This window comes from Streptomyces sp. NPDC006458 (assembly GCF_040612135.1).
In the GTDB taxonomy this organism is placed as follows: Bacteria; Actinomycetota; Actinomycetes; order Streptomycetales; family Streptomycetaceae; genus Streptomyces.
In genome coordinates this window covers 30,855-52,514 of the sequence record NZ_JBEXPR010000015.1, presented here as the reverse complement: position 1 = coordinate 52,514, position 21,660 = coordinate 30,855, and the positions used below count along the sequence as shown (strand labels likewise).

The following is a 21,660-nucleotide window of genomic DNA, read 5'->3' as shown; positions in this document are numbered from 1 at the left end:
GCAACCCCTTCAGGGGCGCGGGGAACTGCGCGACAAGCCCGTGACGACCTGCGGCCGATCGGCGACGGCAACCCCCCGAGGGCATGGGACGGCCGCTTGGGGCGTTGATGTCGGGGATGTTGGCAGACTGGTGGTTGTGAAGCCGCTCCCGGAGGATCTGTGCGTCGTCGTCTGATTCAGTCCACGCTCGCTGTCGTGCTCGTCGTGATCGCCGTGTTCGGCGTGTCGTTGGTGATCGTCGAGACGAGGACGATCACCACCACCGCCCAGGAGCGGGTGAACTCCGAGTCCGTGCGGCTGGCTGGCATCGTCGACGGGCGGATCCTCGGGGACGAGCAGATCTCCGCGGAGATCCTGCGCGAACAGGTCGGCGACGCCCGCTACGCGGTCATCCGCATCCCAGGCCGGGAGGCCATCGAGATCGGGGACGAGCCCGACGGCGATGTCATCGAGCACACCGCGCGGGGCGAGGAGGGCGAGACGGTCACCGTCCAGGAGCCCCGCTCGCAGATCACCCGCGAGGTCGGCCGCACCCTGCTGATCATCGGCGCGGTGGCCCTGCTCGCGGTCATCGCGGCGGTCCTGCTCGCGTTGCGCCAGGCGAGCCGTCTGGCCTCCCCGCTCACCGACCTCGCCGAGACCGCCGAACGCCTCGGCTCCGGCGACCCGCGCCCGCGCCACAAGCGCTACGGCGTCCCCGAGCTGGACCGGGTCGCCGACGTGCTGGACGCCTCCGCCGAGCGCATCGGCCGCATGCTGACCGCCGAGCGGCGGCTGGCCGCGGACGCCTCCCACCAGTTGCGCACCCCGCTCACCGCGCTGTCGATGCGGCTGGAGGAGATCACCCTCACCGACGACCCGGAGACGGTGAAGGAGGAGGCGACCATCGCGCTGACCCAGGTGGAACGCCTCACGGACGTCGTCGAGCGGCTGCTGACCAACGCCCGTGACCCGCGTACCGGCTCCGCCGTCACCTTCGACCTCGACGAGGTCATCCAGCAGCAGCTCGCCGAGTGGCGCCCCGCGTACCGCGGTGTGGGCCGGGCCATCGTCAGCTCCGGCAAGCAGCACCTCCAGGCGGTCGGCACTCCGGGCGCGGTCGCGCAGGTGCTGGCGGCGCTGATCGAGAACTCCCTCATGCACGGCGGCGGCACCGTCGCCCTGCGCACCAGGGTCACCGGCAACCAGGCCGTCATCGAGGTCACGGACGAGGGGCCGGGCGTCCCGGCCGACCTCGGCGCGCGCATCTTCGAGCGGGCCATCAGCGGCCGCAACTCCACCGGTATCGGCCTCGCCGTAGCCCGTGACCTCGCCGAGGCCGACGGCGGCCGGCTGGAGATGCTCCAGGCCCAGCCTCCGGTCTTCGGCCTGTTTCTGTCCCGCACGGCCCCGCTGAAGCCCGAGGAGAACGCCCCCACGGTGCGGTGAGGGGCCCGGCCGGGCGCGTTGCCGTGGCGGCCCTCAGACCCGCTGCCTGACCCGCTGCCGTCCCGACCGTGCCCCGCCGGCGGAGCGGTGGGCGGCCCTGCCCGAGCCGGTCCGGGCCGTGCCGGGCGGCTCGGTGGCGGCGGTGGCCCGCGGGGCGGGCGTCTCCTGCGGCAGGGTCTTGAAGACCCAGCTGCGGTAGGCCCAGAAGCGGAACAGGGTCGCGACACCGATGCCGAGGAACTTGAAGACGTTGTTCTGCACCGGGCTGTCCCAGCCGAGCCCGTACGTCGCCGCGTACAGCACACCGTTCTCGATGACCAGGCCGATCGCGCTGAACACGATGAACAGGGTCATCTCACGGGTGCGGCCGCTCTTGTCGCGGTCGCGGTAGGTGAAGTACCGGAACCCGATGTAGTTGAAGACGATCGCCGCGACCGTGGCGACGACGCTGGCCCGCACCACCTGGAGGTCGGTGACACTGCGTACCAGGTTGAACACGCCGAGGTTGACCAGCAGCCCCGCACCGCCGACGGCGCCGAACTTCGCCACCTCCCGGAGCAGGTGGTCGATGCGCAGCCGCAGCGCGCCGGGCGGCGCCGAGTGAAGCCCCGAGGAACCACGTCCCATGGCGATGAAGGCCCCGTCCGTCGGAAATCGTCAACTCGGTCATGCTAACCACCCCCCTCCGGTGATCGCTTGCCGCGGAGCACAGAGGTTGCCGACGGGGCCCGGTCAGGAGCGGAATCCGGCCGTCCCCGCGCGGCGGATACCCTGGGGGCGTGACGTTCCCGGTAGTCGGCATGGTCGGCGGGGGTCAGCTCGCTCGTATGACACACGAGGCGGGCATCCCGCTCGGCATCAGGTTCAAGCTCCTCAGTGACACCCCGCAGGATTCCGCGGCGCAGGTCGTGAGCGATGTCGTCATCGGCGACTATCGCGATCTCGACACGCTGCGTGACTTCGCGCGCGGGTGCGATGTGATCACCTTCGATCACGAACACGTTCCCACCGAGCATCTGCGGGCTCTGGAGGCGGACGGCATTCCCGTGCGCCCCGGCCCCGACGCGCTGGTGCACGCCCAGGACAAGGGGGTGATGCGCGCGAGGCTCGACGCGATCGGTGTGCCCTGTCCACGGCACCGGATCGTCTCCGGCCCGCAGGACGTGGCCGCGTTCGCCGCGGAGGGCGACGGCTTCCCCGTGGTCCTCAAGACCGTCCGCGGCGGCTACGACGGCAAGGGCGTGTGGGTCGTGGACTCCGCCGAGGAGGCCGCCGAGCCCTTCAAGGCGGGCGTCCCGGTCCTCGCCGAGGAGAAGGTCGACTACGTCCGTGAGCTGGCCGCCAACGTGGTCCGCTCCCCGCACGGCCAGGCCGTCGCCTACCCGGTCGTGGAGTCCCGCCAGGTCGGCGGCGTCTGCGACACGGTCATCGCCCCGGCCCCCGGCCTGGACGAGGCGCTCGCCCTCAGGGCCGAGGAGATGGCGCTCAGCATCGCCAAGGAGCTCGGGGTCGTCGGCCACCTCGCCGTCGAGCTGTTCCAGACCCGCGACGGCCGCATCCTCGTCAACGAGCTGGCGATGCGCCCCCACAACTCCGGCCACTGGACCCAGGACGGCGCGGTCACCAGCCAGTTCGCCAACCATGTCCGCGCGGTCCTGGACCTTCCGCTGGGCGACCCGCGCCCGCGGGCGCGCTGGACGGTCATGGCGAACGTCCTCGGCGGCGACTTCCCCGACATGTACTCCGCGTACCTGCACTGCATGGCCCGCGACCCCAAGCTCAAGATCCACATGTATGGCAAGGACGTGAAGCCCGGCCGCAAGGTCGGTCACGTCAACACCTACGGCGACGACCTGGACGACGTGCTGGAGCGCGCGCGTCACGCTGCCGACTACCTGAGAGGCACCATCACCGAATGAGCCCTGTTGTTGGCATCGTCATGGGGTCGGACAGCGACTGGCCGGTCATGGAAGCCGCCGCCCAGGCCCTCGACGAGTTCGAGATCGGCTACGAGGTCGACGTCGTCTCCGCCCACCGCATGCCGCGCGAGATGATCGCGTACGGCGAGCAGGCCGCGGACCGGGGTCTGAAGGCGATCATCGCCGGGGCGGGCGGCGCCGCGCACCTGCCCGGCATGCTCGCCTCCGTCACGCCGCTGCCGGTCATCGGCGTGCCGGTGCCGCTGAAGTACCTCGACGGCATGGACTCCCTGCTGTCGATCGTGCAGATGCCGGCCGGTGTTCCGGTGGCGACCGTGTCCGTGGCCGGGGCCCGCAACGCCGGTCTGCTGGCCGCCCGCATCCTCGCCGCGCACGACGAGGAGCTGCTGGCGAAGATGCGGGAGTTCCAGCAGGAACTGAACGACCAGGCCACCGAGAAGGGCAAGCGCCTGCGCGCCAAGGTCGAGGGGTCCGTCGGCGGCTTCGGCTTCGGGAAGTGACCGCGATGACCGCCCTGGAGGCAGTCCGGGAACTCCTCGCGGAGTTCCCGGTCGTCGACGGTCACAACGACCTGCCGTGGGCCCTGCGCGAGCAGGTCCGCTACGACCTCGCCGCCCGGGACATCGCCGTACGGCAGGACGGCCGTCTGCACACGGACCTGCCCCGGCTGCGCGAGGGCGGGGTCGGCGCGCAGTACTGGTCGGTGTACGTGCGCACGGACCTGCCCGACCCGGTCACGGCGACGCTGGAGCAGATCGACTGCGTACGGCAGCTGATCGACCGTCATCCGCGTGAGCTGCGAGCCGCGTTCACGGCCGCGGACCTGGAGGCGGCGCGCGGCGAGGGCCGGATCGCCTCGCTGATGGGCGCCGAGGGCGGGCACTCGATCGCGAACTCGATGGGCGCGCTGCGCGGTCTGTACGCGCTGGGCGTGCGCTACATGACCCTCACCCACAACGACAACGTCGACTGGGCGGACTCCGCGACGGACGAGCCGAACGTCGGCGGGCTGTCCGCGTTCGGCCGCGAGGTCGTGCGGGAGATGAACCGCCTCGGCATGCTGGTGGACCTCTCCCACGTGGCCGCGACGACGATGCGGGACGCGCTGGACACCTCCACGGCCCCCGTGATCTTCTCCCACTCCTCCTCGCGGGCCGTGTGCGACCACCCGCGCAACGTCCCCGACAACATCCTGGAGCGGCTGCCCGCCAACGGCGGCATGGCGATGGTGACGTTCGTGCCGAAGTTCGTGCTCCAGGCCGCGGTCGACTGGACGGCCGCCGCCGACGACAACATGCGCGTCCACGGCTTCCACCACCTCGACACCACCCCCGAGGCCATGAAGGTCCACGCGGCCTTCGAGCAGCTGCACCCGCGCCCGGTCGCCACGGTGTCGACGGTCGCCGACCACCTCGACCACATGCGTGAGGTCGCGGGCGTCGACCACCTCGGCATCGGCGGCGACTACGACGGCACGGCCTTCACACCCGAGGGCCTCGGCGATGTCTCCACCTACCCGCACCTGCTCGCCGAACTCCACGACCGCGGCTGGTCCAACGCCGACCTCGCCAAGCTGACCTGGCAGAACGCGGTCCGGGTGCTGGACGCGGCGGAGGACGTGGCCCGCCACCGTCAGGCCACGTGCGCCCCGTCCAACGCGACGATCGAGTCGCTCGACGGCTGACCGTCCTCCCCGAGGGCGGGGTAGTCGGTGTACCCGGCCGCCCCGCCCGTGTACATGAAGTACCGCTCGCGCACCGGGTTCAGCGGGGCGCCGAGGCGCAGCCGCCGCACCAGATCGGGGTTGGCGAGGAACGGGCGGCCGAGGGCGACCAGGTCCGCTCCGGCGGCGAGCATCTCCTCCGCAGCCGTGCGCACGGCGTCGGTGGTGAGGTCGGTGAGGACCGGGTTGCCGATCAGCGTGCCCGGCCAGTCCCGGCGCAGCCGCCGCAGGAGTGCCGAGTCGGGGACCGCGTGCACGATGTGCAGATAGGCGAGCCCGAGCCCCTTCACACGTGCGACCAGCGCCGGGTACAGCTCGTCGGTCTCGCCCTCGTCGATGCCGTTGACCGTGTTGCCGGGGGAGACGCGCAGCCCCACCCGCTCGGGGCCGATCTCCGCGGCCACGGCCTCGACGACCTCCGCGGTGAAGCGGATCCGGTTCTCCACCGGGCCGCCGTAGCCGTCGGTGCGGAGGTTGGTGTTGCGGGACAGGAACTGGTGCAGCAGATGCCCGTTTGCGGAGTGCACCTCCACGCCCTCGAACCCGGCGTCGAGCGCGCGGCGCGCGGCGGCCGCGAAGTCCGCGACCGTCTCCCGGATCTGCCCGGCGGACAGCTCCCTCGGCACGACGGCCGTCCGGTGGCCCTCGGGCGTGAAGATCGTCTCCGGCAGCGGCACCGGCGAGGGCGCGACCGGAAGGTGGCCGCTGGTCGCCGGATGACCCACCCGGCCGCCGTGCTGGAGCTGGAGGAACATCCGCCCGCCGGCCGCCCGCACGGCGTCCGTCACCCGCCGCCATCCGGCCACATGGGCCGGGGTGTGGATCGCGGTGATGTTCGGGTACGTCTGCCCGACCGCGTTCGGCGTGGCCGCCTCGGCGATGATCAGCCCGGCCGAGGCGCGCTGGACGTAGTACTCGACCATCAGGTCCGTGGGTGTGCCGTCCTCGGCCGCGCGGTTGCGGGTGAGCGGGGCCATCACGAGGTGGTGGGGGAGGGCGAGGGGACCGAGTGCGGCGGGCTCGAAGAGTGCTGTCGTCTGCGTCATGGCCGTACCGTAGAAGCTGACATCAGTGTCAGATTCAAGCCCGGAGGTGCGGACGGTGCGGATCGGTGAACTGGCCCGGCGGACCGGTGTGAGCGAGCGGTCGCTGCGCTACTACGAGACCCAGGGGCTGCTGCGCGCCGAGCGCACGCCCGGCGGCCACCGGGACTACGCGGAGGCCGCCGTCGACCGGGTGGTGCTGATCCAGGAGCTGTTCGCGGCCGGACTGCACAGCGACAAGATCCGGCAGCTGCTGCCGTGCATGCGGGACGCCGACGGCGGCCCCTCCGAGATCGCCACACCGAGGCTGGTCGCCGACCTCGCCGCCGAGCGCCGGCGCATCGACCGGATGATCGCCGACCTGGTGCGCTCCCGGGACACCCTGGACGAGGTGATCCAGGTGGCGAGCGACGGCTGACATACCCCCGAACGGGCCCGCCCACCAGGAAGGCCCCGGACGCCCGTGCGACGGTGACGGTACGGCGGAGCGCGCCGTGATCCCGACATACGGAGACCGTCATGGCCGACCTCCACGACGAACTGCACCCCAGCACCGGGATCGCCGAGCTGCCTCTCGCGGAGCCGTTCGAGGAGACGGTCCCCGAGCCGTCCCTGGCCGTCCCCGAGGGGGCCGCTCCGCTCGAACAGGCGCACGCCCTGCTGGCCACGCACCCCGTCGCCGACGGCTACAGCGGACTGCCCTGGGCGCTGCGGCACCTGCCCTGGTACGACCTCCAGCTCGGTGAGAGCGCGGTCGACACGGATGTGCCACGGCTGCGGGAGGGACAGGTCGGGGCGTTGTTCTGGTCGCTGCAACTGCCCGAGGGGCTGGCTGCCGACCGGGCCGTGGGCGCCACGCTGGAGCAGCTCGACCTGGTGCGCTCGGTCATCGGCTCGCACGCCGAGGGGCTGCGTCCGGCCCGCACCGCCGGGCAGGTCATCGACGCCCGCAACTGCGGACGCGTCGCCGTCCTGCTCGGCCCGGCCACGGCCGCCGCCCTGGACGACTCCCTGCCCATCCTGCGTGTCCTGCACCGGCTCGGGCTGCGTGTCCTCACCCTCAGCGGCACCTCCTGGGCCAGCGAGGCCGGGCTGACCCGGTTCGGCGAGGAGGTCGTGCGCGAGATGAACCGGCTCGGGGTCCTCGCCGACCTGTCCGGCGCCTCCGAGGCCACCGTCGCCCGCACGATCACTTTGTCCAGGGCGCCCGTGATGTGCACCCGCTCCGCCGCCCGCGCGCTGCGCCCCCACCCGTCCAACCTGCCCGACGACCTGCTCGCCGAGCTGGGTGCGGCGGGAGGCCTGTGCATGGTGCCGCTGACCGCCGAGCAGACCGGGCCGACCGTGCGGGACGTCGCCGACCATCTCGACCACGTCCGTGCGGTCGCCGGGCCCGGTTGCGTCGGTCTGTCCGGCACCTACGACTCCGGCGCGGCCCACCCCCAGGACCTCGGCGACGCCTCCGGGTACCCGCGTCTCGTCGCCGAGCTGTTCCAGCGTGGCTGGCCGGCGGCCGACATCGCCCTGCTCACCTGGGGCAACGTCCAGCGCGTGCTGCGCACCGCCGACTCCACGGCCCGCGCCGCTCAGCAGCGCCGCGAGCCGTCGACAGCGAGGATCGCCGAGTTGGACGGCTGACCGCGGGATCCACCACGGGGTCTCAGCTCGCGCAGAGACAGAAGGGGTGACCCGCCGGGTCGGCGTACACCCGCCAGCCCCGTGCCCGGTCCTCGGCGTCCAGTGGGCGGGCGCCCAGGGCGAGCACCTCCTTCTCTGCCGCGTCCAGATCCCGGACGTTCAGGTCCAGATGGAACTGCTGGGAGTGATCGGCGGCCGGCCACTTCGGCGGCACGAAGCCCGGCGCGGCCTGGAACGCCAGCGACTGGCCGCCCGGCACCTTCAGATCCACCCACTCGCCCTCGCCCTCGACGCTGCCGCCCAGGACGGCGGCGTAGAACCCGGCGAGCGCGGCGGGATCGGGGCAGTCCAGGACGACGACACCCAGTTCGGCGACAGCCATGACTCCTCCTCGGGAATACGGGGTTACCGCTAAGTACTGGTAACCGGTAACCGTTACCCCATGGTCCTCCATAAGAGGTAACGTCGCAAGGGAGATCGGGGAGGTAGCGTGCAGCCATGAGCGAGAGATCACCCGCGCCCGGAGGCCTCGCCCTGATCGAGTCCCTGGTCAACACGCTGGACATCGAGTCGGGCGCCGACGCGCTCGACACGGCGGACGGGCGGGCGCGTCTCGGTCTCACCGAGGAGGAGCTGGTGCACGCCCGCGACCTGCGTGAATCCCTGCGCGCGACCCTCCTCGCCCACGCCGGCCACCCGCCGCACCGCACGGTCGCCCCGCTCGGCACGCTGCTCGCCGGCGCGCCCCTGCTGCTGACCGTCGAAGACGGTGACGGCTCGGCCCGGCTGACACCCGCGGACGACGGCCCCCTGCTCTCGCGCGTCGCCGCCGCGGTCGCCGAGGCCCTGGTCGCCGGTACGTGGACCCGCCTCAAGGCGTGCGAATCGGACACCTGCCACTGGGCGTACTACGACCGCAGCCCGGCCGGACGCGGCCGCTGGTGCTCGATGCAGGTGTGCGGGGCGCGCGCGAAGATGCGGCGGTACCGGGCGAAATAGCCCTGCTGCGCAAAGGATGCGTGAGGCGCGTGACGTTCACCGGCCGCGGCGGGAGTGTGTGGGGCAGAATGCGGGAAGACGCCGGTTCGGCCGACTGAGCCTCGGCCGAACCGGCGTCGCCAGTTCGCGGCGAACGCCGTTGCCTGCCCGACGGACGCCAGGGCCCATTAGCCCCCGTGGACCGGCCAAGGCTCGTGGAATCGTCAAGCCCCCGTGGGCCCGTGAAGGCCGGTGGACCGGAAGGCCCGTGGACCGGTGAAGGCCCGTGGGCCTGTGAAAGCCCCGAAGCTCCGCCACGCCCTCGACGGTCTCCCGCCACGCCCTCGACGGTCTCCCGCGGCGCCCTCGACGGTCTCCCGCGGCGCCCGGTCCTCCACGGCACTCAGGCCGTGGGGCGTCCCATCGCCCGGTACGTCCAGCCGGCCCGCCGCCACAGCTCCGGGTCCAGCGCGTTGCGCCCGTCGAGGATCACCCGCTGCTCGACCGCCTCGCCCAGCCGGGCCGGGTCCAGCTCGCGGAACTCCCGCCACTCGGTCAGATGCAGGACGACGTCCGCGCCGCGCACCGCCTCCAGCGCCGTGTCGGCGTAACCCAGGGTCGGGAACAGCCGCCGCGCGTTGGCCATGCCCTTCGGGTCGTAGACGGTCACCTGGCCGCCCTGGAGGTGTATCTGCCCGGCGACGTTGAGCGCGGGCGAGTCCCGTACGTCGTCGGAGTCCGGCTTGAAGCTGGCGCCGAGCACCGCCACGCGCCGGCCCAGGAACGAGCCGCCGCCGAGGGCCTCGCGGGCCATCTCCACCATCTGGCCGCGCCGGCGCATGTTGATCGAGTCGATCTCGCGCAGGAAGGTCAGCGCCTGGTCCGCGCCCAGCTCGCCCGCGCGGGCCATGAACGCCCGGATGTCCTTCGGCAGACAGCCGCCGCCGAAGCCGATCCCGGCGCGCAGGAACTTCTTGCCGATGCGGTCGTCGTATCCGATGGCCTCGGCCAGCTGGACGACGTCGCCGCCCGCGGCCTCGCAGACCTCGGCCATGGCGTTGATGAAGGAGATCTTGGTGGCGAGGAAGGAGTTCGCGGAGGTCTTCACCAGCTCGGCGGTGGGGAAGTCGGTCACCACGAACGGGGTGCCCTCGCCGACCGGCGTCGCGTACACCTCGCGCAGCAGCTTCTCGGCGCGCTCGCTGCGCACGCCGACCACGATCCGGTCCGGGTGCAGGGTGTCCTGCACCGCGAAGCCCTCGCGCAGGAACTCCGGGTTCCAGGCGACCTCCGCGTCCACCCCGGCCGGCGCGTGCTCGGCCAGATAGGCGGCCAGGCGCTCCGCGGAGCCCACCGGCACGGTCGACTTGCCGACCACCAGCGCGGGGCCGGTCAGATGCCGGGCCAGCGAGGCGAAGGCGGAGTCGACGTAGGACATGTCGCAGGCGTAGTCGCCGTGCCGCTGCGGGGTGTTGACGCAGACGAAGTGCACATCGCCGAACGCGGCGGCCTCGGCGTAGTCGGTGGTGAAGCGCAGCCGCCCGGACGAGCCCTCGATCCCGGCCACGTGCTTGCGCAGCAGCTCCGCCAGGCCCGGCTCGTACATCGGCACCTCGCCCCGCCGCAGCAGGTCGATCTTCTCCTCGACGACGTCGAGACCCAGTACCTCGAAGCCCAGCTCGGCCATGGCCGCGGCGTGGGTGGCGCCGAGATAGCCGGTGCCGATCACGGTGATCTTCAGGGCCATGGAAGAACGCTCCAGGAGTGCGGCGACGGTGATGCGCTGCCCGAGCATAGCCGGGGCCCGCGGAGCCCATTCAGCGGGCACTTTCCGCGTTGTCGTCTACCTCACGTATCCGCCTCGGGAGGGGACGCACTAAAATTTGGGTTACTTAACGGTAATTAGCGTCAGTAGCGTCTTTGGAGCGTGAGAGACCTTGGCCGGATCGGCTGACTTCGACCTGTACCGCCCGTCCGAAGAGCACGACATGCTCCGCGACGCCGTCCGCTCCCTGGCCGAGGCGAAGATCGCCCCGTTCGCCGCCGCGGTGGACGAGGAGGCCCGCTTCCCGCAGGAGGCCCACGACGCGCTGGTCGCGAACGACCTGCACGCCGTCCACGTACCCGAGTCCTACGGCGGCGCGGGCGCCGACGCGCTCGCCACGGTGATCGTGATCGAGGAGGTGGCGCGCGTGTGCTGCTCGTCCTCCCTGATCCCGGCCGTGAACAAACTGGGCTCCCTGCCGGTGATCCTGTCCGGCTCCGAGGACCTGAAGAAGAAGTACATGACCCCGCTCGCCAAGGGCGAGGGCATGTTCTCCTACTGCCTCTCCGAGCCGGAGGCGGGCTCCGACGCGGCCGGCATGAAGACCCGCGCGGTCCGCGACGGCGACCACTGGATCCTCAACGGCGTGAAGCGCTGGATCACCAACGCGGGCGTCTCCGAGTACTACACGGTGATGGCCGTGACGGACCCGGAGAAGCGCTCCAAGGGCATCTCGGCCTTCGTCGTCGAGAAGGGCGACGAGGGTGTCTCCTTCGGCGCCCCCGAGAAGAAGCTCGGCATCAAGGGCTCCCCGACCCGCGAGGTCTACTTCGACAACGTCCGCATCCCCGCCGACCGCATGATCGGCGAGGAGGGCACGGGCTTCGCCACCGCGATGAAGACCCTGGACCACACCCGCATCACCATCGCCGCCCAGGCCCTCGGCGTCGCCCAGGGCGCCCTCGACTACGCCAAGGGCTACGTCAAGGAGCGCAAGCAGTTCGGCAAGCCGATCGCCGACTTCCAGGGCATCCAGTTCATGCTCGCCGACATGGCCATGAAGATCTCGGCCGCCCGCGCGCTGACCTACCAGGCCGCCGCGGCCTCGGAGCGCGGCGACGCGGACCTCACCTACCTGGGCGCGGCCGCCAAGTGCTTCGCCTCGGACGTCGCCATGGAGGTCACTACGGACGCCGTCCAGCTGCTCGGCGGCTACGGCTACACCCGTGACTACCCGGTCGAGCGCATGATGCGCGACGCCAAGATCACCCAGATCTACGAGGGCACGAACCAGGTCCAGCGCATCGTCATGGCCAGGAACCTCCCCTAGCAGGGTTTTTGCAGGTCAGGGGCGGTTTCGAGGGTCCGCATGGGCATCCTGGGCTTTCCGTCCGTTGCGGCCTGATCAGGGCCGTTCCTGGGCGTCATGCTGGGGGAATCCTGGGCGGATGTCGGGCTGGAAACGGCCACTGACCTGCACAAACAACGCAGCCCCCGGCGCGATGCCGGGGGCTGTTGTCGTATGCGGATCAGGCAATCTCTGACGCCTTCGCAGGGTCGTCGGCGCCGGGCGTGAGCATCGTTGCGATGGCGGCCCGGCCGCGCTGCTCGGCCCCTTCGAAGATGTAGTGGTAGTGCTCCCTCAGAACGTCCGTACTGCTGTGGCCCATCCAGTCGGCCACGTCGTTCTCGGGGACTCCGGCGTACAGCAGCCGCGACCCGTAGTAGTGCCGAAGTGAGTGAGCCTTGCAGTACTTCACCTGCCCCTGGCCCAGAGCCTCCATCCAGATCTTCGGGTAGAAGTACGACGCGTAGAGGTAGCCAGTACGCGTCACGTTGGGGAAGAGAAGCCGTTCCGGCCCCCATACGCCGTGGTTCTTGATGTGCCGCCGAAGCTCGAAGGCGACGTTCGGCGGGAGGGGGACGGTACGCCCTGGCTCGCTTCGTCACGAGCCTTGATGTGCCGACGCTGGATCGCGCTGTTCTTCCCCGACTCGGTATCTCCGTCCTCCGCAATCTGGAAGTCGACGCGAAGCGTCTCGGCCATGAAGTCGATCTGATCGCGGGATACCGCCATGGCCTCACCCAGCCGCAGTCCACACCCGGCCATGAGCCACAGCATCGCTCGGTATCGCGGAGGAGCGGCATCGAGCATCGCCGCCGCTCAGCCTTGAGGACAGGTTCGGGCCCGGATCGAAATACACGGTGGCCGGGCCACGTCGTCTCAGGTTCTCCCGTACGTCGGGGCCCAACCGCAGCAGGCGAAACCGCTCGCGGACTCAAACCCCTTCCGTGCGCTGCTCTAACCAACCAAGGGAACAGCCGTGGCCACTGGCCGGGGCTTCGTTGTTGCTTCGACTACGGGGCAGGGCACGCCAGTTCAGGCTTCGAGCGATTCGGGGAACACGTCACCACCGCCAGAGACAGGTACGAGGGCCGTTCGAGGTAGAACCCGAGCGACACATCAGCCCCCGAACCCAACTGCTCAGCAGCGGAGTTGATCAGGGCGGCCAGATGGGTGGTGTCACGGTCCCTCTCCGAGGCGCACCGGGGCGCGTACTCCGCCAACCGCTCCCCGAGCCAGGCCGCCCCTTCCTTCGCCTCATCCCACGTGCCACGAACTAACGAATGCGGCTTGACCAGCCAATACGCAGTTTCCAGCGGAGGCAGATCAACGGTTGGGAACTCCGCCGCCACTTCCCGGTAGCGCTGGATGAGTTCCGGTTTGCTTCCGGCCGGGGGCGGCTCGGGATGTGGGGGCCGCCGTAGCGTTTCCTGGTCGAAACGCTGTTTCGGGCCGGTCCACAGATAGCCGTGATGGTGCACCAGTCGTTCCCGTTCAATTCTCTTGAGGGGCGAAGGGCCAGCCGGTCCCGACCCGATGGAGGGATAGGCCGGGACCGACTGGAGAGGGGTGGGTCAGACGGACAGACCGAACCGCGCCGGGTCGATCCCGGCCGCGTCCAGCTCCTCCGTGGTGAACCTCAGCGGCTCGGCGCCCGGCCGCTTGCTGTCACCCAGAGCCCATGCGTCGTCGCCGATGCGGGCCAGGGTCACGCACCCCTCGGTGCAGGGGCCGCCGCACGCCTTCACGAACGAGGCCCCGTCGATGTCGAGCGCGTACAGGTCGGTTCCGTTCAGCATCACTGCACCTTCCTGCTCAACTGATCGCGGCCATGGCTGACCGCCGCCGCCCATGTCGGGCGGGAGTTCATGGAGGAGAGGGAGAGACTTCAGCGCCTGGAACCTTGGCCGCGTTCCGCGCAGCGCCAGCACTCGCATGGCGGCCAAGCGCTTGTGAGCAGCGGCGGAAGATCGTCCGTCGTGGCCACGGCTTGCTCCGGCCCCCAGGTCTGCCCTGAGTCGCGAGAGACCCGCATGGTCATCAGGGGTCGGTCGGCGAAGAGCATTGAGCCTGTTCCCTTGCTCATGACGCGTGCACCTCTGCGTGGTGCTGGCGCATCCATACATTGGCGTCGGATGCGGCGCTGTAGTCGAACGTGGAGCGAGCGTTCTCGCGGGCTACCGATATGGACAGGCAGTCAGCGCAACCGGGTTTGGGTGATGGCTCGCGAGGTGGCCCCGACAGGCACGTCCGTGCTGTCGTGTGGGTTCCAGGATCTGAAGTTCTCTCTTCGCTCTCCATGGCGCCGTCTTCGGCGGGCTGTGGATGCTGCTCTAGCCTGTTTCCTGTTCCCGCAAAAAGTCGTCGCGGATACCTTCGACCAAGCCCCGCATGTGGTCACCAGACAATGCCACTTGTTCGAATCCCTCGAACTTCTCGACGTAGAGACCAACGTCCCTAGGGTCCGTGACAACTACCTCGGCGTGGACGGTCTCAACTGTGACCATTCGATCGTCGCGGATGACGAACGCATGATTCGCAATGTCGCGCTGCTGAATCCGCAACGGGACTACACGGATCTCCACATGAGGCAGGCGGGAAATGGAAACGATTCGGTCGAGCTGTGCCGCCATCATCTGTGGCGGGACAATGCGCCACCGCAGGACTGGCTCTGTGATGATGAATCGCAGCGACTTGGCGTTGTCGTAGAGGACCGCTTGACGTTCAAGCCTGCCGTTGATTGTACGGGAGAGAGAGTCCTCACTCAGATTGTGCCGTTGGAGAACGGCACGGATGTACTCCGGCGTCTGGAGCAAGCCCGGCACCAGGGCCGGTTGAAACAGCCGGAGCGTGGACATCTGGGCTTCAAGGGCCTTGGCGGCTTGCTGGCCCTTGTGGACTCCTATGCGCTTCAACAGACGCCATGCCGTTGCCTCCGTTGCCGATGCCCGCGCAGCTTCGGTGTACTCCGCCTTGACCTCATCCGAGACACCGATGGCGGTCAGGATGCGCTCTACGTCCGTCGCGCTGGCCGCGAGCTTCGCGTTTTCAATCTTGGACAGCTTGGACGGAGACATGAGGGCGCTGCGGGCCACCGCTTTGGCCTCCTTGCCGGAAGCTACTCGCAGGGCCCGCAGCGCGGCCCCAAGCTGTGCTCTGTTCACGCCCCGTACTTGGCCCACCATTCCGTGAACGGTTCCGCGTGGGTGAGCGCCGCGTCACGGTGCCCGGCGAATTCCGCTGTTCGTTCCGATGACAGGACTTTCGAGCCCAGGTACTTTCCGGCGCCGTCGTAGTTCATCACGGCCACGGACTCGGAGTCGAAGAGCCAGAAGTCAGGTACGCTCTGCAGGGGGTTCGGCCTGTCGGTGATGTCCAAAATGAAGAACTCCTCGCCCCCGGACATGTTCTTCCGGTATCCCCACCCGAGTTCGAACCTAAGATAGTCCGTGAGCGGGCGACGCAGAATGTGCACCCGGTAGACTCGTTTCCCTTTTCCGGTGTGTGAGCGGAGTTCTTCGACCCAGCCCGCGTTGTATTCGTCCGGCTGTGGCTCCCCGGCCAGGAACGCGTGATAGGCATCGACGTTCCCCGACTTGCTGTAGTCATTGAGGGTTTCGAGCCGGAACGCCTCACGCTGGAACGTGTCGAAGAGGTCGCCGAGGGTCCTAGATGAGGTTGTCACGGATGGCCTTCTGGATCAGTTCCATCGGGATCTCGACCAGGGTTTCGTTAGCGGGAATCTGAAGCCCGTGGTCGGCCGGAGTCTCCCCCTGAACCAAGAGCGTGCCGCGATCCGTCGCGTAGATCGTCGGGCAGTCCTTGATGTCGCACGTGCTGACCAGCTTGGTGACCTTCATGGTCTGGGTTTCCCCTCTCCCGTGCTGCCAGTACCCCGCATCTGGGTTGATGCTCCCGAGGCCAGGGCGCGCGGGTCAAGCGATCACGGTTGACGGAACGGGAAACCGCGTAACCTCCCCGGAGCCTGCCGCTCCTCCGACCGGTCGGGGAGGCTGCCGCCAGTACGGCGCCGACCTGGGCAGACTCCTGACGACCATGGGGAAATGCTGGGGAGGGCTCCGCCAAGAGGGGTGTCCGTGCAGGTCAGCGCCGTATGACCCGTAAAGCATTTATGAAGGCACGAATCAGGTTCAGCGGATCGTGATGGCGCGCAATCTGCCGCCCCCGGCCGGGGGCTGTCGCTGTCCGCGCCTACCCTGCCGCGCAGGTGAGGTGGGGCAACGAGCGGTGGGGAGAACAGGTCACGGCGGCCAGATGCAGATTTCCGGCCCGGACGAGGGACACGCGCCGTCTTATGCGCCGTCGTCGGGCCCCGACGCGCCGACGAGAAAGTCCGCCCAGGCAGGGGCCGGGAAAGCGAGGCGGGCGCCGGTGGGGTTCTTGGAGTCGCGGACGTGGATGGTGGTGGGGGTGGCGGCTATCTCGACGCAGTTGGCCGCCTCGGCGCTGTACGTCGACTTCTGCCAGGTGAGTTCGGGCACGGGACGGCTCCTCAGAGGTCTGTGGCGATGCGGTGGATCAGGTCCCGGGACGCGGGCTCCGGGAGGGCGCGTGACTCCATGCGGTCCAGTACAGAGCGGTACCGGTGCAACTGGGCCTCGGCGTCGAGAAATTCGCAGCCGTGGTCGGTGTCCAGGACGACGGTGTCGAGCTGAGGGACCGGCCCGGTCGCGTACGTGATCGGCTGGCCGGCGGCCGGGAAGCCGGTCTGCCCGAAGGGCAGCACCAGGACGGTGACGGTGGGCTCCTCGCTCATCTCCAGGAGGTGCTGGAGCTGGGCTCGGGCCACGTCGGGGCCGCCGAACCCCATGCGCAAGGCCGCCTCGTGGACGACGGCTGTGTAAGGCGTCGGCCCCTCGAACAGGACGGCCTGACGTTTCACGCGGTACGAGGCGCGGTGCTCGATCTCGTACGGGCGCAGCGGCGGCACCGCCTCGCGCATCGTGGCGCGGGCGTGCTCGGGGGTCTGAAGCAGACCTGGCATGTGGACGGTGACGGCGACTCGCAGCGCTGCCGCGTGGTGTTCGAGCTCGGCCAGGTCTAGGAGGCCCGACGGCAGGTTGTCGCGGTACTGCTCCCACCAGCCCTTGTGGCGGGCCCCGGTCAGGCCGGCGAGTGCGTCGACGTAGGCCTCGTCGGCACAGCTGTAGTTGCGGGCCAGTGTGCGCACGCGGTCGGCGCTCACCGCGTACCGCCCGGCTTCGATATTGCTGATGCGGGCCTGAGGGCTGCCGAGGAGCGCGCCCGCGGCGGTCGACGTCAGTCCGGCGCGCTCGCGGAGCTTGCGCAACTCGGTGCCGAGGCGCTGCTGGCGCAGGGTCAGGGTGGGAGCTGGGGGCATGGTGAGTCGAGTCTCTCCTGAACAAGGGCTCGCGGCGTCACTCACACGGATGGTTGCTGGTAGATCTTCGCAGATCTGATGGAAGAACTTCCATCGATGCGGCTACGTTGTGCTCAGTCGCCCAATTCCCCGCCCCATAAGCCGGAAGCGCACCTACCCCAGGCACTGCCACCGCCCGGCGCGGCCGTTGGGTCAGCCCTGTCTCCCTTCTCGCGGAGGTCTACATGCGCACCGTATCCCTGCCCGACACCTGGGTGTACGCCCTTCGCCTGCCGCACGACCTCAGAGCCGCACGCGTCGCACGGATGACCGTGCGGGCCGCTCTCGACGGGCACGGCAGGCCGGAACTGCGGGACACCGTCGAGCTGTTGACGTCTGAGCTGGTCGGCAACGCCTACCGGCACACCCGTGGCCCCTGCTCCCTGCCGGCTCACCGCGCTGGGCGACGGGCGGCTGCGGGTCGGCGTATGGGACGGCGACCCGCACATCCCCGCTCCTTTCGCCGAACCGCCCGGGGGCCGGGTCGCGCCCGCCCCGCCTGACGCGGACAGCGGACGGGGACTGCGTCTCGTGCGGGAGTACGCCGACTCGTGGGGCGGCCTGACACTCGGTGACGAACTCCTCGGGCGCGGGGCCGGGAAGCTGCTTTGGTTCGAGGTACGGAGCCGTATTGACCAAGTGGCCGACGCGGACGGCCGATTGTGTCTAGGTTGAGGGCGCGATCGGATCGTTCACGACCAAGGAGACCCACCTCATGTCCGACCCCCTCCACACCCACGACGAAGGCGTCGGCCGGGTGAACCGCCTGCGCACGGACGTGTCCCACTCGGCGCGGATCTGGAACTACTGGCTGGGCGGCAAGGACAACTACCCGGTGGACCAGGAGGTCGGTGACCAGATCCTGTCGTTCGTGCCGGAGCTGCCCCGCTCGGCCGTCGCCGACCGTGCCTTCCTCGCGCGGGCGGTGCGGTACCTCGCCGGGGAGGCGGGGGTGCGGCAGTTCCTGGACATCGGGACCGGGTTGCCGACCGCGGAGAACACCCATGAGGTTGCCCAGCGCGTCGACCCTTCGTGCCGGATCGTGTACGTCGACAACGACCCGCTCGTGCTGAACCACGCCCACGCGCTGCTCACCAGCACCCGTGAGGGAGCCACCGACTACATCGAGGCGGACATCCACGACCCCGAGGCGATCCTGCGCGGGGCGGCCGCGACGCTGGACCTTGAGCGCCCCGTGGCGGTCACCATGCTGGGCATCCTCAACTTCGTCATGGACACCGACGAGGCCGCCTCCGTCGTGCACCGCCTGCTGGACGCCCTGCCCTCCGGCAGCCACCTCGCGATATCGCACCCCACGACCGAGGTCGACGGCGAGGCGATGACCCAGGCCGTCGAGTACTGGAACAGCCAGGGCTCGGCCCTCATGACCCTGCGCACCCGCGACGACCTCGCAGGTTTCTTCGACCGCGTCGAGCTGCTGGAGCCCGGCATCGTCAGCTGCTCCCGCTGGCGGCCCGAGCCGGGCGGCGAGCCCGCCCAGGTCACGCACTTCGCGGGAGTCGGGCGCAAGCCGTGAGCCCGGCCGACCCCGCCACCGCCTTCGACACCGCGGAGCGGCGGATGTGGGCCGGGCGCGCCGAGGCCTACGGCTCGACCTTCGCCCGGCTTTGCGCGCACCCGGTGCCGGAGCTGCTGGACACGGCGGACGTCGGCGCCGGGACGTACGTCCTGGACGTCGGCACCGGCACGGGCACGGCGGCCCTCGCCGCCCAGGAGCGCGGTGCGCGGGTGCGGGCTGTGGACGCCGAGCCCGCGATGGCGGCGGCGGCACGCGGCCGGGGCGTCGCCGCCGAGGTCGCCGCCCTGCCCGAACTGCCCTTTGCGGACGGCGAGTTCGACGCGGTCGTCGGCAACTTCGTGCTCAACCACGTCGGCCGCCCCCGCACCGCCCTCGCCGAGCTGCGCCGTGTCCTCAGGCCGGGCGGGCGCCTCGCCCTCACCCTGTGGAGCACGGGCCGCCAGGCGGGCATGGAGCTGTACGGCCGCGCGCTGGAGGCCGCCGGTGTGATCCCGCCGCCCGGCCTGCCGCGCCTGGAGGCCGCGGAGGACTTCCCTCGCACCGCGGAGGGCGTCGCCGCCCTGCTCACGGAGGCGGGCTTCACCGGCGCCGCCTGCGCCGAGACCCGCTTCGAGCACCGCGCGGGCGTCGAGGAGTGGTGGACCGCCGCGGTCTCGGGCCTCGCCACGATCGGCCTGATCGTCACGGCCCAGGACCCCGGCACCGTCGCCCGCATCCGCGAGGAGTACGGCCGTATCGCCGCGGCCGAGTACACGGACGGGGGCGAACTGATCCTGGAGCACGGGGCGTTGCTCGCGCGGGCGACGGCGTAGCCCGGTCACCTGCCGGAACCGGTGAGCGGTCCGGCAGGACACCGCCGGGTCAGTCGCCCGACACCGTGACCGTCTCGTCGTTCTTCAGCTGGCTCACCAGCGTCTTGACCTTGTCCTTGTCCCACAGCAGGTTGCCGCCCGTGGAGCCCGCCAGCGGCATGTTCATGGACTTGCCGTCGCCGCCGCTGACGCCCTTCATCGCCCAGAACATGTCGGCCAGGTCGAACAGGCCCATGTCCTCGTCGACGATCAGGGAGTCCAGGCCCGCGCCCATGGTCGGGTAGAGCTTGAAGGGGTTGAGGATCGTGCCCGGGGTGGCGACCTGGCTGGCCAGGGCCGACAGGAACTTCTGCTGGTTCTTGGTGCGGTCCAGGTCGGATCGGGCGAACGCGTAACGGGTGCGGACGAAGGCGAGGGACTGCTCGCCGTTCAGGGTCTGCTTGCCCGCCTCGAAGTCCGCGCCGGACTTCTTGTCCTTGAAGGCCTTCGGGATGTCGATCTCGACGCCGCCGACGGCGTCCACGATGTTCGCGAACCCGGCGAAGCCGATCTCGACGTAGTGGTCGATGTGCAGGCCGGTGTTGAACTCGACCGTGCGCACCAGCAGTTCGGGCCCGTCCTCGGCGTACGCGGCGTTCAGCTTCACGTGCCGGCCGGTGCCGGGGTAGGTCTTGCCGGACTCGGAGCCCTTGAAGGTGGGGATCTCCACGTCCGAGTCGCGGGGCAGGGAGATCAGCGTCGGGGCGCCGTCGCCGGTGTGCAGGATCATCATCGAGTCCGTGCGCTTGCCGTCGGCGGACCCCGTGTGCAGCTTCTTCTTCTGCTCGGAGGTCATGCCCGCGCGGCTGTCGGAGCCGACGATGAGGTAGTTCGTGCCCTCGCCCCCCTCCGGCCGCTCGATGACCTTGGACAGGTCGACCTCGCGGTTGAGCTTGGAGTCGGCCCAGAAATAGGTGCCGACCGCCGTGACGACCAGCACCGTGGTGACGGTGATCGCGGTCCACTTGATCCGGCGCCGCCAGTCCGGCCGGGGCCGGCCGCCGTCGGAGTAGCCGCCCCCGCCCGCGCCGCCGGGACCGCCGCCGTAGACCTGGCCGGTGTTGTAGCCGCTGTCATAGCCGTCGAGGTCGCCGCCGCCGTTGACGTACGACGGCTGCTGCGGAACCCCGGGGTGCTGCGGCGGAGCCTGGCGGCCGCTCCCGCCCGGCCCACGCCGGACCTGCGGCATCACGCGGGCGCCCTCGGGCTGCGCGTCGGCGCTACCGCGACCGTAGGCGGGGCCGCGTCTGCCGCGGTTGTCGTCGGACCATCCCTCGGGCCAATCGTTCATGGGCCCCAGTGTGCCGGTCGAAGGCGTGTGCTTCACAAGAGTGGTCGGAAAACAGGGGCAGTGCTGTTGCCAATCTGACACAAAGCTCCCACCTGCCGGTTCGGCATAAGGTGGAGGCCATGACAGACCAGGCCAGCAACGCCGACATGGACGATTCCGGCATTCCCGGCAAGTCGACCTCGGCTTCCCGGACGACGCTCAGCCACATCATGACCCACAACGACACCAACCTCCTGGGTACGGTGCACGGCGGCGTGATCATGAAGCTGGTCGACGACGCGGCGGGTGCGGTGGCCGGCCGGCACAGCGGCGGGCCCGCTGTCACCGCCTCCATGGACGAGATGGTCTTCCTGGAGCCGGTCCGCGTGGGCGACCTCGTCCACGTCAAGGCCCAGGTCAACTGGACCGGACGTACGTCGATGGAGGTCGGTGTGCGGGTCCTGGCCGAACGCTGGAACGAGTCCACGCCCGCGACCCAGGTCGGCTCCGCCTATCTCGTCTTCGCCGCGGTCGACGCCGACGGCAAGCCGCGCTCGGTGCCGCCGGTCGTCCCCGAGACCGAGCGTGACAGGCGTCGCTACCAGGAGGCCCAGATCCGCCGCACCCACCGGCTCGCCCGCCGTCGCGCGATCCGGGAACTGCGGGAGAAGCGCGCGGCGGAGGGCTACGAGGACTGACCCCGGCTCGGGCCCGGTACCGCCTGATTCCCAGCGGACC

The 21,660-nt window shown here is 70.1% G+C and carries 24 protein-coding genes and 1 pseudogene; 12 read left to right on the top strand and 13 right to left on the bottom strand.

Annotation, left to right across the window (positions count from 1 at the left end):
- The first annotated feature begins 159 nt into the window (after positions 1–159).
- Positions 160–1,428, top strand: a complete 1,269-nt coding sequence (locus ABZZ79_RS21125; RefSeq protein WP_356690903.1) for an ATP-binding protein — start codon at positions 160–162, stop codon at positions 1,426–1,428.
- A 33-nt stretch (positions 1,429–1,461) separates the two neighbouring features.
- Here ABZZ79_RS21125 and ABZZ79_RS21120 read toward each other — a convergent pair whose 3' ends face one another.
- Positions 1,462–2,055 (bottom strand): GtrA family protein, encoded by a 594-nt coding sequence (locus ABZZ79_RS21120; protein ID WP_356690901.1) that lies wholly within the window; start codon positions 2,053–2,055, stop codon positions 1,462–1,464.
- Between the two features lie 152 nt (positions 2,056–2,207).
- Between ABZZ79_RS21120 and ABZZ79_RS21115 the strand changes: the two genes are divergently transcribed.
- Genes ABZZ79_RS21115 through ABZZ79_RS21105 form a run of 3 tightly spaced genes read left to right on the top strand, consistent with a single transcriptional unit; the run spans position 2,208 to position 5,052 of the window.
- Entirely contained in the window at positions 2,208–3,347 is a 1,140-nt protein-coding gene (locus ABZZ79_RS21115) for a 5-(carboxyamino)imidazole ribonucleotide synthase (protein WP_356690899.1), read from the top strand.
- Positions 3,344–3,868: a 5-(carboxyamino)imidazole ribonucleotide mutase gene (purE, locus tag ABZZ79_RS21110; RefSeq protein WP_356690897.1), complete on the top strand. Its 525-nt coding sequence runs from the start codon at positions 3,344–3,346 to the stop codon at positions 3,866–3,868. Before ABZZ79_RS21115 ends, purE begins: the two co-directional genes overlap by 4 nt.
- A 5-nt stretch (positions 3,869–3,873) precedes the next feature.
- On the top strand, positions 3,874–5,052 hold the full coding sequence (locus tag ABZZ79_RS21105; protein ID WP_356691162.1) for a dipeptidase: 1,179 nt from the start codon (positions 3,874–3,876) through the stop codon (positions 5,050–5,052).
- Here the strand turns inward: ABZZ79_RS21105 and ABZZ79_RS21100 are convergent.
- Positions 5,001–6,137: an alkene reductase gene (locus tag ABZZ79_RS21100; protein ID WP_356690895.1), complete on the bottom strand. Its 1,137-nt coding sequence runs from the start codon at positions 6,135–6,137 to the stop codon at positions 5,001–5,003. The genes ABZZ79_RS21105 and ABZZ79_RS21100 overlap by 52 nt on opposite strands.
- A 55-nt stretch (positions 6,138–6,192) precedes the next feature.
- On the opposite strand from ABZZ79_RS21100, the gene ABZZ79_RS21095 reads away from it, so the two are divergent.
- Both ABZZ79_RS21095 and ABZZ79_RS21090 read left to right on the top strand, forming a co-directional pair.
- On the top strand, positions 6,193–6,552 hold the full coding sequence (locus tag ABZZ79_RS21095; protein ID WP_356691160.1) for a MerR family transcriptional regulator: 360 nt from the start codon (positions 6,193–6,195) through the stop codon (positions 6,550–6,552).
- A 101-nt stretch (positions 6,553–6,653) separates the two neighbouring features.
- The gene (locus ABZZ79_RS21090; protein WP_356690893.1) at positions 6,654–7,772 is read left to right on the top strand and encodes a dipeptidase; all 1,119 of its coding nucleotides are present in this window, start codon (positions 6,654–6,656) and stop codon (positions 7,770–7,772) included.
- 22 nt (positions 7,773–7,794) lie between these two features.
- Here ABZZ79_RS21090 and ABZZ79_RS21085 read toward each other — a convergent pair whose 3' ends face one another.
- The gene (locus ABZZ79_RS21085) at positions 7,795–8,154 is read right to left on the bottom strand and encodes a VOC family protein (RefSeq protein ID WP_356690891.1); all 360 of its coding nucleotides are present in this window, start codon (positions 8,152–8,154) and stop codon (positions 7,795–7,797) included.
- 116 nt (positions 8,155–8,270) lie between these two features.
- Here ABZZ79_RS21085 and ABZZ79_RS21080 point away from each other — a divergent pair, with 116 nt between their 5' ends.
- Positions 8,271–8,771 (top strand): CGNR zinc finger domain-containing protein, encoded by a 501-nt coding sequence (locus ABZZ79_RS21080; RefSeq protein ID WP_356690889.1) that lies wholly within the window; start codon positions 8,271–8,273, stop codon positions 8,769–8,771.
- A 382-nt stretch (positions 8,772–9,153) separates the two neighbouring features.
- Here ABZZ79_RS21080 and ABZZ79_RS21075 read toward each other — a convergent pair whose 3' ends face one another.
- Positions 9,154–10,497 carry a UDP-glucose/GDP-mannose dehydrogenase family protein gene (locus ABZZ79_RS21075; RefSeq protein ID WP_356690887.1) on the bottom strand — a complete coding sequence of 448 codons (1,344 nt, stop codon included), beginning with the start codon at positions 10,495–10,497 and terminating at the stop codon, positions 9,154–9,156.
- 190 nt (positions 10,498–10,687) lie between these two features.
- Between ABZZ79_RS21075 and ABZZ79_RS21070 the strand changes: the two genes are divergently transcribed.
- Positions 10,688–11,845, top strand: a complete 1,158-nt coding sequence (locus ABZZ79_RS21070) for an acyl-CoA dehydrogenase (RefSeq protein WP_356690885.1) — start codon at positions 10,688–10,690, stop codon at positions 11,843–11,845.
- 199 nt (positions 11,846–12,044) lie between these two features.
- Here ABZZ79_RS21070 and ABZZ79_RS21065 read toward each other — a convergent pair whose 3' ends face one another.
- The 8 genes from ABZZ79_RS21065 to ABZZ79_RS21030 all read right to left on the bottom strand — a co-directional run bounded on the left by ABZZ79_RS21065 (position 12,045) and on the right by ABZZ79_RS21030 (position 17,222).
- Positions 12,045–12,398 carry a tyrosine-type recombinase/integrase gene (locus ABZZ79_RS21065; protein WP_356691158.1) on the bottom strand — a complete coding sequence of 118 codons (354 nt, stop codon included), beginning with the start codon at positions 12,396–12,398 and terminating at the stop codon, positions 12,045–12,047.
- 475 nt (positions 12,399–12,873) lie between these two features.
- Positions 12,874–13,341 carry a hypothetical protein gene (locus ABZZ79_RS21060; RefSeq protein WP_356690883.1) on the bottom strand — a complete coding sequence of 156 codons (468 nt, stop codon included), beginning with the start codon at positions 13,339–13,341 and terminating at the stop codon, positions 12,874–12,876.
- 93 nt (positions 13,342–13,434) lie between these two features.
- Positions 13,435–13,659, bottom strand: a complete 225-nt coding sequence (locus tag ABZZ79_RS21055) for a DUF397 domain-containing protein (RefSeq protein WP_356584535.1) — start codon at positions 13,657–13,659, stop codon at positions 13,435–13,437.
- Between the two features lie 534 nt (positions 13,660–14,193).
- Positions 14,194–15,024: a helix-turn-helix transcriptional regulator gene (locus ABZZ79_RS21050; protein WP_356690881.1), complete on the bottom strand. Its 831-nt coding sequence runs from the start codon at positions 15,022–15,024 to the stop codon at positions 14,194–14,196.
- Positions 15,021–15,545, bottom strand: coding sequence for a DUF6879 family protein (locus tag ABZZ79_RS21045; RefSeq protein ID WP_356690879.1), 525 nt, complete (start codon positions 15,543–15,545; stop codon positions 15,021–15,023). Before ABZZ79_RS21045 ends, ABZZ79_RS21050 begins: the two co-directional genes overlap by 4 nt.
- Positions 15,529–15,720: a hypothetical protein gene (locus ABZZ79_RS21040; protein ID WP_356690877.1), complete on the bottom strand. Its 192-nt coding sequence runs from the start codon at positions 15,718–15,720 to the stop codon at positions 15,529–15,531. The genes ABZZ79_RS21045 and ABZZ79_RS21040 overlap by 17 nt, the downstream gene beginning before the upstream one ends.
- A gap of 453 nt (positions 15,721–16,173) precedes the next feature.
- On the bottom strand, positions 16,174–16,362 hold the full coding sequence (locus ABZZ79_RS21035) for a DUF397 domain-containing protein (protein WP_356690875.1): 189 nt from the start codon (positions 16,360–16,362) through the stop codon (positions 16,174–16,176).
- 11 nt (positions 16,363–16,373) lie between these two features.
- Positions 16,374–17,222 (bottom strand): helix-turn-helix transcriptional regulator, encoded by an 849-nt coding sequence (locus tag ABZZ79_RS21030; protein WP_356690873.1) that lies wholly within the window; start codon positions 17,220–17,222, stop codon positions 16,374–16,376.
- A 224-nt stretch (positions 17,223–17,446) separates the two neighbouring features.
- Between ABZZ79_RS21030 and ABZZ79_RS21025 the strand changes: the two are divergent.
- The 3 genes and pseudogenes from ABZZ79_RS21025 to ABZZ79_RS21015 all read left to right on the top strand — a co-directional run bounded on the left by ABZZ79_RS21025 (position 17,447) and on the right by ABZZ79_RS21015 (position 19,613).
- Positions 17,447–17,936, top strand: a pseudogene (locus ABZZ79_RS21025) (ATP-binding protein).
- 40 nt (positions 17,937–17,976) lie between these two features.
- On the top strand, positions 17,977–18,798 hold the full coding sequence (locus ABZZ79_RS21020) for an SAM-dependent methyltransferase (RefSeq protein WP_356690871.1): 822 nt from the start codon (positions 17,977–17,979) through the stop codon (positions 18,796–18,798).
- The gene (locus ABZZ79_RS21015; RefSeq protein WP_356690869.1) at positions 18,795–19,613 is read left to right on the top strand and encodes a class I SAM-dependent methyltransferase; all 819 of its coding nucleotides are present in this window, start codon (positions 18,795–18,797) and stop codon (positions 19,611–19,613) included. The genes ABZZ79_RS21020 and ABZZ79_RS21015 overlap by 4 nt, the downstream gene beginning before the upstream one ends.
- A gap of 49 nt (positions 19,614–19,662) precedes the next feature.
- Here the strand turns inward: ABZZ79_RS21015 and ABZZ79_RS21010 are convergent, their stop codons facing one another.
- On the bottom strand, positions 19,663–20,943 hold the full coding sequence (locus ABZZ79_RS21010; RefSeq protein ID WP_356690867.1) for an LCP family protein: 1,281 nt from the start codon (positions 20,941–20,943) through the stop codon (positions 19,663–19,665).
- 119 nt (positions 20,944–21,062) lie between these two features.
- Here ABZZ79_RS21010 and ABZZ79_RS21005 point away from each other — a divergent pair, with 119 nt between their 5' ends.
- A complete protein-coding gene (locus ABZZ79_RS21005; protein ID WP_356690865.1) occupies positions 21,063–21,620 on the top strand; it encodes an acyl-CoA thioesterase in 558 nt (185 codons plus the stop codon).
- The last annotated feature ends 40 nt before the right edge of the window (positions 21,621–21,660 follow it).

Excerpts from the sequence above, each read along its gene's own strand:
- ABZZ79_RS21120 (WP_356690901.1), bottom strand. The coding sequence starts at position 2,055 with ATGGGACGTGGTTCCTCGGGGCTTCACTCGGCGCCGCCCGGCGCGCTG.
- purE (WP_356690897.1), top strand. The coding sequence starts at position 3,344 with ATGAGCCCTGTTGTTGGCATCGTCATGGGGTCGGACAGCGACTGGCCG.
- ABZZ79_RS21105 (WP_356691162.1), top strand. The coding sequence starts at position 3,874 with ATGACCGCCCTGGAGGCAGTCCGGGAACTCCTCGCGGAGTTCCCGGTC.
- ABZZ79_RS21100 (WP_356690895.1), bottom strand. The coding sequence starts at position 6,137 with ATGACGCAGACGACAGCACTCTTCGAGCCCGCCGCACTCGGTCCCCTC.
- ABZZ79_RS21090 (WP_356690893.1), top strand. The coding sequence starts at position 6,654 with ATGGCCGACCTCCACGACGAACTGCACCCCAGCACCGGGATCGCCGAG.
- ABZZ79_RS21085 (WP_356690891.1), bottom strand. The coding sequence starts at position 8,154 with ATGGCTGTCGCCGAACTGGGTGTCGTCGTCCTGGACTGCCCCGATCCC.
- ABZZ79_RS21080 (WP_356690889.1), top strand. The coding sequence starts at position 8,271 with ATGAGCGAGAGATCACCCGCGCCCGGAGGCCTCGCCCTGATCGAGTCC.
- ABZZ79_RS21075 (WP_356690887.1), bottom strand. The coding sequence starts at position 10,497 with ATGGCCCTGAAGATCACCGTGATCGGCACCGGCTATCTCGGCGCCACC.
- ABZZ79_RS21055 (WP_356584535.1), bottom strand. The coding sequence starts at position 13,659 with ATGCTGAACGGAACCGACCTGTACGCGCTCGACATCGACGGGGCCTCG.
- ABZZ79_RS21040 (WP_356690877.1), bottom strand. The coding sequence starts at position 15,720 with ATGAAGGTCACCAAGCTGGTCAGCACGTGCGACATCAAGGACTGCCCG.
- ABZZ79_RS21030 (WP_356690873.1), bottom strand. The coding sequence starts at position 17,222 with ATGCCCCCAGCTCCCACCCTGACCCTGCGCCAGCAGCGCCTCGGCACC.
- ABZZ79_RS21020 (WP_356690871.1), top strand. The coding sequence starts at position 17,977 with ATGTCCGACCCCCTCCACACCCACGACGAAGGCGTCGGCCGGGTGAAC.
- ABZZ79_RS21010 (WP_356690867.1), bottom strand. The coding sequence starts at position 20,943 with ATGAACGATTGGCCCGAGGGATGGTCCGACGACAACCGCGGCAGACGC.
- ABZZ79_RS21005 (WP_356690865.1), top strand. The coding sequence starts at position 21,063 with ATGACAGACCAGGCCAGCAACGCCGACATGGACGATTCCGGCATTCCC.